Annotated in this window: 9 protein-coding genes; 5 read left to right on the forward strand and 4 right to left on the reverse strand. The window is 59.7% G+C overall.

Annotated features, from left to right (window positions below):
• Nucleotides 1-101: 101 nt before the first annotated feature.
• Complete coding sequence (locus tag HYZ49_03745; protein MBI3241387.1) at nt 102-1,478, forward strand: sensor histidine kinase; 1,377 nt, start codon at nt 102-104, stop codon at nt 1,476-1,478.
• Entirely contained in the window at nt 1,475-2,122 is a 648-nt protein-coding gene (locus HYZ49_03750; protein MBI3241388.1) for a response regulator transcription factor, read from the forward strand. Before HYZ49_03745 ends, HYZ49_03750 begins: the two co-directional genes overlap by 4 nt.
• 5 nt (nt 2,123-2,127) lie before the next feature.
• Here HYZ49_03750 and HYZ49_03755 read toward each other — a convergent pair whose 3' ends face one another.
• From HYZ49_03755 to HYZ49_03765, 3 genes are all read right to left on the reverse strand, one after another.
• Nucleotides 2,128-3,324 carry a phosphoglycerate kinase gene (locus tag HYZ49_03755; GenBank protein MBI3241389.1) on the reverse strand — a complete coding sequence of 399 codons (1,197 nt, stop codon included), beginning with the start codon at nt 3,322-3,324 and terminating at the stop codon, nt 2,128-2,130.
• Nucleotides 3,325-3,401: 77 nt separating this feature from the next.
• A complete protein-coding gene (gap, locus tag HYZ49_03760) occupies nt 3,402-4,415 on the reverse strand; it encodes a type I glyceraldehyde-3-phosphate dehydrogenase (protein ID MBI3241390.1) in 1,014 nt (337 codons plus the stop codon).
• Between the two features lie 87 nt (nt 4,416-4,502).
• Nucleotides 4,503-5,774, reverse strand: a complete 1,272-nt coding sequence (locus tag HYZ49_03765) for a YvcK family protein (protein ID MBI3241391.1) — start codon at nt 5,772-5,774, stop codon at nt 4,503-4,505.
• Nucleotides 5,775-5,933: 159 nt separating this feature from the next.
• Here HYZ49_03765 and ugpC point away from each other — a divergent pair, with 159 nt between their 5' ends.
• The 3 genes from ugpC (at nt 5,934) to HYZ49_03780 (ending at nt 8,753) form a co-directional block, all read left to right on the forward strand.
• Entirely contained in the window at nt 5,934-7,034 is a 1,101-nt protein-coding gene (gene ugpC / locus HYZ49_03770) for a sn-glycerol-3-phosphate ABC transporter ATP-binding protein UgpC (GenBank protein ID MBI3241392.1), read from the forward strand.
• 99 nt (nt 7,035-7,133) lie between these two features.
• Complete coding sequence (gpmA, locus tag HYZ49_03775) at nt 7,134-7,883, forward strand: 2,3-diphosphoglycerate-dependent phosphoglycerate mutase (protein MBI3241393.1); 750 nt, start codon at nt 7,134-7,136, stop codon at nt 7,881-7,883.
• A 6-nt stretch (nt 7,884-7,889) separates the two neighbouring features.
• Nucleotides 7,890-8,753, forward strand: a complete 864-nt coding sequence (locus HYZ49_03780) for an arginase family protein (protein MBI3241394.1) — start codon at nt 7,890-7,892, stop codon at nt 8,751-8,753.
• 25 nt (nt 8,754-8,778) lie between these two features.
• On the opposite strand, the gene HYZ49_03785 is transcribed toward HYZ49_03780, so the two are convergent.
• On the reverse strand, nt 8,779-12,020 hold a 3,242-nt coding region (locus tag HYZ49_03785; protein MBI3241395.1), incomplete at its 5' end, for a hypothetical protein.

Here is a 12,020-nt window from a genome sequence, read left to right on the forward strand (position 1 = left end):
ACTAAAGTCTGATTACATTAGTCAAAATTTGAGTACAATAGTCGGGTGACAAATATCCCACTCTTCCTTCAGAAACAAAATCTATTGTGAAAAACCCAGGTTTGGCTCAAAGATTTTCAATCATCAGCCTGATTGTGATGATTCTGGGGTCGTTAGGAATCGGCTGGTGGGTGGGGGAGCAAATAAGGGAAAGCGTCATTCGAGAGGCGGGGGCCACTACCGCCCTTTATATACAAAGTTTTATCAGCCCAGCCCTTCAGGAACTTGGCGATGGCCAGACCCTGACCCCGGAGCACGTTGCCACACTCGGCAAGCTGTCGGACACTGAAGTGCAGGGTTGGCAAATTGTTTCGTTCAAGGTGTGGGGGACTGACGGTCGCATTCTGTACGCCTCTGCGCCGTCATTAATAGGCCGGATTTTCCCTGTCGAAGAGGACCTGGCCCGCTCTCTTCAAGGTAATATAACTGCTGAAATCAGCGACTTAAGCCTGGAAGAAAACCAACTGGAACGGATTGACCACAAGCGGCTATTCGAGATTTATATCCCCGTCTTCCGCGACCATGCCAGTCAAGTCATCGCCTCTGCTGAGGTTTATTTCACGCCCTATGAGCTTGAGAAAGACATTGCCGCCGCTCAGCGCCGAAGCTGGGCGGCAGTTGGCATTGTGATGACGACCGTCTATCTTCTTCTGGTGGGTTTCATGTTCAGGGCCAACCGCGTCATCAACCGCCAGCAAAGCGAACTGAACAATCGGGTGTCACAGTTGACAAACGTCCTGGCGCAAAATGAAGAGTTATACGACCGGGTGCGCCGCGCCACCAGCAACGCCACTATGCTCAACGAACACTTCCTGCGCCGCATCGGGGCCGAGTTGCACGACGGGCCGGCTCAAGACATCAGCCTGGCCCTCCTGCGCCTCGACCGAATTACCGGACACCTGGCCGACCCTGCCTCCAAAAACGGCTCTACTGATAGCGATTTGGCAACGATCCAGCGTTCCCTGCAACATGCCCTGCAAGAAGTGAGAGCCACTGCCTCCGGCCTGGGCCTGCCGCAGATTGACGCGCTCTCTCTTACCGACACCCTGGCCCGCGCCGTCCACGCCCACGAGCACAAAACCGGCACCAGTGTGAACCTGAACCTGAACCGCCTTCCGGCTCAAGTGCCCCTGCCGATAAAAATTGCGGTGTATCGTTTTATTCAGGAGGCGCTCAACAACGCCTTCTATCATGCCGGCGGGGCGGGTCAGCAGGTGACGGCCAGATACAACGTGGGCCTGCTCAGCGTTGAGGTCTGTGATGAGGGGCCTGGTTTCGACATCACTAAACTCAAGAACCTTGAACACCACTTGGGATTGGCCGGGATGAGAGATAGAATTGAAAGCCTGGAGGGAATGTTCCGGATCGAAAGCGCCCCGGGGCAAGGCACAAGAGTAATCGCCCGCCTCCTGCTTCGTCCGGAAGAAATCAAAGAATGACCGACAAGATCAGCATTGTTCTCAGCGACGACCATCCCCTTTTCCGGGAGGGCGTCGCTTCGATTCTCAAAGAAGAGGCTGACTTTGAAATCGTCGGCCAGGCCGCCAACGCCAGTGAAGCAATCCGGTTGGCGCAAAACCTCATACCCGACGTGATCATTCTGGACATTGACATGCCGGGGAGCGGTCTATCTGCCGTTGAAGCCATTGCCGCCGACTGCCCGGCCACCCGGATCATCATGCTCACCGTTTCAGAAGAAGAAGGCCACGTAGTGAAGGCCCTCAAGGCGGGCGCGTCTGCTTATGTGCTCAAAGGGGTCGGGTCGCGTGAGTTGATCCGCATTATGCGTGACGTCGTCGCCGGCCAGAGCTACGTCACGCCGGCTTTAGCCGCCAGCCTCCTGGCCGAAACAAAAGCCGCCAAGACGGTTACAACAGAAAAACCTGCGGCCAACAAGTTTGACGAACTCACCGAACGAGAACATCAAATCCTTGAACTGGTTGCCGCAGGTTTCAGCAACAAAGAGATTGGGCAAAGACTCCACCTGACCGAGAAGACCGTAAAGCACTACATGACCAACATTCTGCAAAAGCTTCACGTCCGCAACCGCGTCGAGGCGGCTCTGCTATCCCAGAAACAATAGTCGCCTCACTTATCCAGCAACGCCGCTACGCCCGGCAGAACTTTCCCTTCCAACAGTTCCAAACTTGCGCCGCCGCCGGTGGAAATGTGGCTCATCTTATCGGCCAGCCCGGCCCCCTCCACCGCCGCCACCGACTCGCCGCCGCCGATCACCGTCGTCGCCCCGCTTTCGGCTACCAGCTTCGCCACGGCATTCGTGCCAACGGCAAACTTGGGGAACTCGAACACGCCCATCGGTCCGTTCCAGACCACCAGCTTTGCCCCGTTGAGTTCTGATCCGAATCGTTCGACCGTCTTCGGCCCGATGTCGAGAATGCGCCAACCCGCCGGGACTCCAGGGGCAACCGCCACTGTTTGAGAGGCGGCCTCTTCGTCGAACTTGTCGCCCAGCACCGCATCCACCGGCAAAACGATCTTGTGCCCGGCTTTGGCCATCAACGCTTTAGCTATATCCAAACTCGACTCTTCCACCAGCGAGTCAGCCATCTCGAGACCCTGGGCTTTGAAAAACGTGTTCGCCATCCCGCCGCCGATTAGAATCTTATCGGCCTTCGTCAGCAGGTTTTCGATGACGCCGATCTTGTCGGAGATTTTTGCCCCGCCCAAAATCGCCACAAACGGGTGAGCCGGGTTTGTCACCGCCCCGGCCAGATACTCCAATTCCTTTTCCATCAGGAAGCCGCCAACCGCCGGGAGAAATTTCGCCACACCTTCGGTTGAAGCATGGGCGCGGTGCGCCGAGCCGAAGGCGTCGTTCACGTAAACTTCGGCCAGGGCCGCCAGTTGTTTGGCAAAGGCCTCGTCATTCTTTTCTTCTTCGGCATGGAAGCGCACGTTCTCAAGTAGAAGCACATCGCCGGCTTTCAACGCCGCCGCCATCTTCTCAACCTCCGGCCCAACACAGTCAGGCGCGAGGGCGGCAGGCTTGCCCAGCAGTTCGCCCAAGCGTTTGGCCGCCGAGGCCAGCGACGATTTAAGTTCCGGCCCGGCCTTGGGCCGGCCCAGGTGCGAGCACAAAATCAGCTTTGCTCCCTGCGCCATCAAATACTGGATCGTCGGTAGGGCGGCCCGAATGCGCGTGTCGTCTGTCACCGCATAACTGCCGTCTGCCTGCGGCGCTTTTGAGAGCGGCACGTTGAAATCCACGCGGACGAGAACGCGCTTGCCTTTCAAGTCAATATCGCGGATTGTTTTCTTGTTCATGGTCGGTGAGTCGAGTAGTCAAGTAGTCGGGTAGTCTTGCCTTGACCACTCGACCATTTGACTACCTGACTACTTGACTACAATTTGCTCGCCACCATCGCCACCAGGTCGGCCACGCGGCAGGCATAGCCCCACTCATTGTCGTACCAGGCCACCACTTTGACCATGTTGCCCAGCACCAGCGTGTCCATGGCGCTGAACACCGAAGAGGCCGTCGTGCCGCGCAGGTCGCTGGAGACCAGCGCCTCGTCGGTCACCTCCAGCACTCCTTTCATCGCCCCGTCCGCATATTCTTTCATCGCGGCGCGCACTTCCTCTTTGGTCACCTCTTTGTCAAGCACGGCGGTGAAGTCCACGACCGAGACGGTTGCAGTCGGCACACGAAAGGCCATGCCGCCAAACTTGCCTTTGAGTTCCGGAATGACGAGGCCGACGGCTTTGGCCGCGCCCGTCTCCGACGGCACAATGTTTTGGGCGGCGGCGCGAGCGTCGCGAACGTCCTTCGCGCCCACGTCCTGCAATTTTTGCGAGTTGGTGTAAGCATGAACTGTGGTCAGCAAGCCCTTCTGGATGCCGAACTTGTCGTTCAACACTTTGGCCACCGGAGCCAGGCCGTTGGTGGTGCAAGAGGCATTTGAGATCACGTTGTGTTTGGCCGGATCGTATTTGTCCCAGTTCACGCCCAGCACAACCGTCAGGTCTTCGTTCTTGGCCGGGGCCGAGATGATGACCTTCTTCGCCCCGCCCGATTCGATGTGGGCTTTGGCCTTGTTGGCGTCGGTGAAGAGGCCGGTGCACTCGATGACGATTTCCACGCCCATCTCTTTCCATTTGATCGCGCCGGGATCGCGTTCAGCCGTCACTTTGATCGTCTTGCCGTCCACCACCAGCGCCCCGTCCACCACTTCCACCGTGCCGGGGTAGCGGCCATAGGTCGAGTCGTATTTGAACAGGTGGGCGTTGGTGGCCGGGTCAAACAAGTCGTTGACCGCCACCACTTCGATCTCGTCAGGATGCCGTTCGTTGATCGTCCGCAGGGTCTGCCGCCCGATGCGGCCAAAACCGTTGATACCAACTTTTACTTTTGCCATGATAAGTCTCCTTCAATTTTCTTGCCACGAATTTCACGAAATGATTTAAAAATTCGTGTTCATTGGTGTAATTCGTGGCCTGATTGTTTACAGTGCGACCAGGTTTTCTTCGATCAGCTTGATCAGCAAATTCGCCAGCTTGGTCGAGTCGTGCCGCCAGGGTTTGCCGGGCTGGGCCACGTCGGCGGCCACCAACCGGCGCGAGCCGTTGACGGGCGGATCAAGCTTCACCCACCCCAGGCCCGGCAGAAGATCGCCCTCCTGCCGATCATTGGCGACAACGACCGGGAACAAATTCTCGCCGGCATGAAGTTCCAGCGCCCGAAGGTGATCGAGCACACTGTAGCCATCCGTCTCGCCGGGTTGGGTAGCTACATTACACACGTACACTTTGAGCGCCCGGCTGGCGCGCACGGCGGCGGCGATGTCGCGCACCAGCAAATTAGGAATGATGCTGGTATACAAACTGCCCGGCCCGGCCACGATCAGGTCGGCGGCCAGGATAGCCTGAATGGCTTCGGGATAGGCGGGCACGTCGTCGGGCTGTAGAAAGACTCGCTCGATGGAACCGGTGGCGGCTGGAATGGCCGACTCGCCTTCCACGCGGTACACCGTCTCGGTTGAACGAAGGTCGCCCACCAGAGTCACGTCGTGAATCGTCGCCGGGATCACCCGCCCCTGGATCGTCAGCACCCGGCTCGATTCGACCAGCGCCTTTTCAAACGAGCCGGTCACTTCGGCCATGGCGCTGATGAACAGGTTGCCAAACGAGTGGCCTTCGAGTCCGTCGCCGGCGCCGAAACGGTATTGAAAGAGTTGGGTGATCAGGGCTTCGTCGTCGGCCAGGGCGGCGATGCAGTTGCGAAAGTCGCCGGGCGGCAGGACGCCCAGCGAGCGCCGCAGCCGCCCCGACGAGCCGCCGTCGTCGGCGACGGTGACGATGGCGGTGATGTTGGAGGTGTGGCGCTTAAGCCCGCGCAGGAGGGTGGCCATGCCGGTTCCGCCGCCGATGACGACCACCTTTGGTCCGCGATGTTTGCGGCGATGATCGGCCACCATTTTGACGATGGGCTGGCCGCCGGCGAACGGCGAGAGCAGAGTGTCGCTAAGTTGCCAGAGCGCAACGACGACGGCGCCCGCGCCCAGCACGCCCAGCAGGGCCGCCCGCGCCCAGTGCGGCAGGAATTGCAAAGTGAGCACGTGCAAGGCCGGCGGCAGAGCGCCCTCACGATAAACGTCCACCAGCACAAACGCCATACCCAGCCCCAGGGCCACCATGCCCAGGAAGAGCAGGAGCACCCAGCGCTTCACGCCCAGGTCGAGCTTGAGCCACCTGAGCCAGGGATAGGTTTGGATCAACCGTTTTGGTGTTTGCCTGATCCTGTCTAACATTTCGCAGGCAATAATAGCAGAATAACCAAGCCGGAGCAAAGAACGTTTGTAGTATGAACAAATTGACATGCCTCCCTCTCAACTTTATAATCAAGCCACTATATTCGCGAAGAAAGAGAGGAAAACATGGCAAGTGTAACGTACGACCATGTCACCAAGAAATTCGGCGAGGTGACCGCCATCAACGATTTGAACATTTCAGTAGCCGACAAGGAATTTCTGGTGCTAGTCGGGCCTTCGGGGTGCGGCAAGTCTACCGCCCTCCGCATGTTGGCCGGGCTGGAAGAGATCACCGGCGGCGAGATCCGCATCGGCGACCGCGTCGTCAACGACGTGGCCCCGAAGGATCGCGACATCGCCATGGTGTTCCAGTCTTACGCGCTTTACCCGCACATGAGCGTGTACGACAACATGGCCTTCGGCCTCAAGCTTCGCAAGATGCCCAAAGCCGAGATTGACACCCGGGTGAAGAAGGCGGCGGACATTCTGAGCATCGGCCAACTGCTCAACCGCAAGCCCAAGCAACTCTCCGGCGGCCAGCGCCAGCGCGTGGCCGTAGGCCGGGCCATCGTCCGCAACCCGGCCGTCTTCCTCTTCGACGAGCCACTCTCCAACCTGGACGCCAAACTCCGGGTGCAGACCCGCGCCGAAATCTCCAAGCTTCACCAGCAACTCGGCACGACTTTCATTTACGTCACCCACGATCAAGTGGAAGCGATGACGATGGCCAGCCGCATCGCCGTGATGAAGGACGGCGTCCTCCAGCAGATTGACAGCCCGCAAAACCTCTACGACCGGCCCGACAACGTTTTCGTGGCCGGGTTCATCGGGTCGCCATCCATGAACTTCTTCGACGCCCGCGTGAAGTCGGATAATGGCAAAATGGTGGTGGACTGCGGCGCGTTCCACGTCACCGTGCCCGAAGGCCGGGATGGGCCTTACAAGTCTCACGTCGGCAAAGACGTGATCATGGGCGTCCGCCCCGAAGACATCCACGACCCCAACTACGCCCCGCCCGGCATTCATCAGGCCCCGGTGGAGGCCAGGGTGGACGTGACCGAGTTGATGGGCAACGAAGTCTTCCTTTACCTCGTCGTCGGCGACAAGAACTTTGTGGGCCGGGTGGACCCGCGCAGCAAGGCCCGCATCGGCGACAAGTTGCAGGTGACTCTAAACCTGGACAACATGCACCTGTTCGATAAGGCGACTGAGCGGGCGATTCGGTAAATGCAGTGATTGGTAAGCAGTAAACAGTAAACAGGTACACAGGTTGCGGCACACTTGTGTACCTGTTTCCTTTCTTTCCCTCTTTCCATCAATTTCCTTATGACCTACAAACTCGTCCTCATCCGTCACGGACAAAGCGATTGGAATCTGGAAAACCGTTTCACCGGTTGGACCGACGTGGATTTAACCGGCCTGGGTCGGACGGAGGCCCGGAACGGCGGCCAGCTTTTACGCGACGGCGGCTACACCTTCGACGTGGCCTACACATCCGTCCTCAAGCGCGCCATCAAAACACTGTGGATCGTTTTAGAGGCGATGGAACTGGAATGGATTCCGGTTTACCGGGCCTGGCAACTCAACGAGCGGCATTATGGCGCTCTGCAGGGCCTGAACAAGGCCGAGATGGCCGAGCAATACGGCGAGGCGCAGGTGAAGATTTGGCGGCGAAGTTACGACACGCCGCCGCCGCCGCTCGACCTCAGCGACGAGCGCCACCCAGCCCACGACCGCCGCTATGCGGCCCTCACACCGGACGAACTGCCGCGCACCGAATCGCTCAAAGAGACTCTAGGCCGCGTCTTGCCGTACTGGCACAGCACGCTGGCCCCGGCGATTAAATCCGGCCAGCGAGTGCTCATCGCCGCTCACGGCAACAGCATCCGCGCCCTCGTTAAGTATCTCGACAACATTTCAGACGAGGCCATCCCCGAACTCAACATCCCCACCGGCATCCCGCTCGTCTACGAACTCGACGACTCTTTGAAGCCGCTCAAGAATTACTATCTGGGCGATGCCGAAGCGGTGAAGAAAGCGGCAGAGGCAGTGGCGGCGCAGGGCCAAGCGAAGTAGCCGGATATGACCCTCTCCCTCATCTCCGTCCCCTTCAGCCAGGATCAACATTTGCGCGGCATGGGCCAGGCGCCGGGCGCACTACGCTCGGCCGGCCTGCTGGCGCGACTGGCCGAACGCGGCCTGCGCGTGGCCCGCGATGTGACTCTGGCTGACGTTTGGGGCGAAGGCGACATGCTCACCCGGTTGGGCCGCCTCCAGGCCGGGGTGGCCGACTCGGTGGCCCAGGCCTTGAGTGACGGCCACACACCCGTCATCCTCGGCGGCGACTGTTGCAACGCCATCGGTATGTGGAGCGGCATCGCTCGCGCCCGATCCAACTTGAAAGTGGGCGTGGCCTGGTTCGACGCGCACGGCGACTGGAACACTGAAGAGACCACCCTCTCCGGTTACATCGGCGGGATGCCTTACGCCGCCATTTGCGGCTATGGCAACGCTGCCCTGCGCCGCGACGCCGGACTTACAAAACCCGCTGCTACCAAACACTGCGCTCTGCTCGGCGCGCGCGACCTCGACCCGCCCGAAAAGGCCTTGCTCGATACCACAACCGTCACTGTGCTGACAACCGAACAGATTCGCCAAAGCCACGCATCTGCTTTGCACGCCCTGGCCGGCGCTGACGTCCTCTATCTTCACTTCGACGTGGACGTGTTGGACTTGAATGAAGCGCCGGGCGTGAACTACCCGGCCCCCGGCGGCCTGAGCAGTGACGAAGCGATTCGCATCGCTCGCGACCTGATCGCCGCCAAGCCCTTGCTGGCTTTCACCCTGAGCGCCGTTGACCCGACTCTTGACGCCAGTGGCAAGACGGTTGAAACGGGGATGAAGGTGCTATTGGAAATCCTGGCAAACGACAAACGTGAAACGTGAAGGCTGTCGTTTTACGTTTGTCGTTTTACGGTCTCGCCGTCACCGCATCCGAAAACGGTTCCCCCGCCACATCCATCACCGGCACATTCACCACCGACGGGTATTCGTACATTCCCACCCGGACCGGAAAACCATACGCCGATAAATCGAAGAAGCTGATCACCAGATCATCCTCGAGCCAGTAACGTGACGGATAACCCGCGCCATCAACCTGCGCGCCTTCGGCGTGATTGAAGAAGTGATAGTCGGTGGCGGCGGGCACATAGCCCACGCGCCAGATCACCGCCCAGGCCGGTTGTGATTCCCAGCCCAGCAATTCAACTCCGTTCGCCAGCGTTCGCGGCTCGGGGAACGGGTTGGCGATTGCCACTTCCGTGTTCGCTGCAAGACCGACCAGTTCAATGCCCAATTCGCCGTCGCGCAGAACCATGCAGGCTTCGGTCTCGGCGCAGTCTTCATAGCGTCCGCGCGCCCGGAACTCGCCGGGCTGGATGATCGCCACCGCCCCGCCCTGCGGAAAAACCGCCGCTTCGTTGCCGTCTACAAATCGGTGTGGTGTCCCGCGAAACAAGGCATCCATCACCGCCGGGAACTCGTCCACTGCCGGGTCGTCGCCACCCCCCACCACCAGAATCTCAGGGGCGGCCAGCGAGGCCTGCATCTGCCTGGCCCCGTCCACGGCGTTGAGGAGCAGGCCGAGCGGCGTGCCAAACCCGCCCGGTGTGTTGTGCGAGCCGATGAAAAACAGCAGGACCAGCCAGGCACTGGCCTGCGCGACGGCAGAGATGACGATCACCCCGGCAATAATCGAACCGCGAAGGCGCGACCCCGCAAAAAGAAGCGGGGCAGGCGGGCGCAAAGAGAACAAAAAAAATCTTCGCGGTCTTTGCGTCTTCGCGGTGAAAAAATCGTTGACAGCCTGAACGAAATCGCCCGCAAGAATGTAGCCAGCAGGCAGGGTGAGGATGAAGTAGTGAGGGAAGACGGGCGTGGAATGCCGAATGAAAAAGAGGACGGGGACGATGAGCCACAGGGCGAGAATCAAGTCGGCGGGGCGGCGGCGGCGAAGGGCGGTGAACAACCCGGCGGCGGCCAGCCCGCCCCACAGCCAGCGGATCAGGGTGATGTCGGGAACCGAGTTGAGATAGTCTTGAAACGCCTTTGGCCCGGCCAGCGAGTGAATGTCGCCGCCGGTCAGCACCAGCCAGGTGAAACGTAGGGAATCGAAATCGAGAAGGGCTGGGCGGGAGAGGAGATCGGTTATTAGTAATTGGTTATTGTCGTCGGCGTGAGAGAGCACCCAAATACCAAAAGGAATTGCCGTGAGGGCGGCGGCGGCAAGACCTAATACGATTTCGCGCCAGGCTTCGCGTGTTCGCCGCCAGAAGATGATGAGGAGCAGGCCGGTGAGTGGAATGAAGGCCAGGCCGGATAGGTGAATTTGCACGACGACGGCGAGACTGACAAAGTGAAGAAGTAAAAAGTGACGGCGCTTGTCTACAAAGGCCGCGAGGGCCGAGCCGATGTAGAGCAGAACGAACAGCGGCAAAAGATTCTGGGCCCAGATTTTGCGCGAGTAGATGACGGCCCAGGGGCTGACGGCGAAGAACAAAGTTGCTACGAGGGCGGCGGCTTCACCCCAGTATCGGCGCGTGAGGCGGTAGGTCACGTAAACGGCCAGGGTGTTGAGTCCGGCAAGAAAAAATGTGGCTGAGTAAGGATGTTTCCAAAGAAACAGCGGAATCGAATACAGCCAGACCGACATTGGAAAGTTGGGGAAGCCGACCGAGGAGCCGATGCCGCGCAAGGCAAGGCCTTTGAACTCGGCCATGTCGAGGGCGAGGGCCAACAGGCGGGCTTCGTCGGCTTTGAACTCGGTGAGGCCGGGCCAGCCGAGGCGGAGGAGGGCGGCGAGGGCGAGGATGAAGAGTAATTGGTAATTAGAGATTAGAGAATTGGACGCGGAGCGTAGAGATTGAGGCGGCTTCATGACGAGATAGGCGGATTCGGGCGTTTGAGCGACGACGGTGAAGTGGCCGGGCTGGTAGTCGGTGTAGAAGAGGTTGGATGGCGAGTTAGGTGGTTTGGTGGTTAGGTAGTTAGGCGAAGGTTCGATGACGACCTGGGAGGCGGGGTTGAAACCGTCGGCATGGATGGCGGCAAAGGCGGCGGCGGGGTCTTCGACGAAGACGGGATCGTAGATCAAATGGACGCGGGGCATGGCGTTGGTGTTGAGGTAGATGTCCACGTCCGGGTCTTCGTTGAAGACGGGAACGAAGGTGGAGTCGGCGGGCGGCGAGTCTTTGTCGGCGACGACGAATTGGGCGTTGAGGAAGTTGTATTGCGGCGAGCCACGATAGCCAACCGACCAGTAGTAGCGGTCGTAGTAAGCCAAAGCAAGCGGGTTGGCGAGGCCGGTGATCGACTCTAGGCCGAAGACGGCGGGCGCGTCGGGTTGCCATTTGGAGGTGGCGAGGTCAATGCGAGTCGGGCCGGGCTGGGCGAGAAGATAATCTACGGCGGGGCCATGTTTGTATCCGGCGCTCGGGTCGGCGCGATCTACTTCAACGAAGCCGCCGAAGGCGAAGAGTTCGAGGAAGAGGAGCAAGGGCAAGAGGCGCGGCGCGCGTTGAAAGAGAATGAGGGCGGCGATGAGGACGGCGAGTGGGATGAACAGGGCGGCCCAGGCAGGTTGGCGGCCAAAGACGAGAGGGGCGAGGGAGGCGCTCAAAATCCCAAATCCCAAAAGCCAAATCCCAAATCTCCAATTACTACGCGAAGCGTCTAATCTCTTGCTCAATGCGTAACCGGCAAGCACGGCGAGGGCGAAGTTGGTGAGGAGGACGAAACGGGCCGGGACGCGGAGGGAGGCGAAGCCGGGGATGAATTTGTAGAGGAGGAAGTGGGCGGGCGTGTATTTGCCGAAGGCGATGAAGAGGGAAAAAAGCCCAAATCCCAAGAGCCAAATCCCAAAAGGCCAATTCCTGAGTTTTCGGAGGTGAAGGAGAATGGCAAGCGTGGTGAGGCCCATGTAGCCGAACTCGACGCGATCCCAGGGCGGCCAGAAGTCGCGCGCGCCACGCCCGAAGACAAGCGGGCTGATCATTCCGGCCAGGCCAAGCGGCGGCAGGCTCCAGCGCGAGGCTTCTTCGTAGCTCAGGGCGGCGCGGGCTGTGTAGCGCAACATTTCAAGCGCGGGCAGGAGGGCAGGCTTACCCCACCAGTGCCCAGCGCCGCGCTCTTCGTAGTAGGCGAAATCCTGGTGGA

This window comes from Chloroflexota bacterium (genome assembly GCA_016197225.1).
In the GTDB taxonomy this organism is placed as follows: Bacteria; Chloroflexota; Anaerolineae; order Anaerolineales; family VGOW01; genus VGOW01.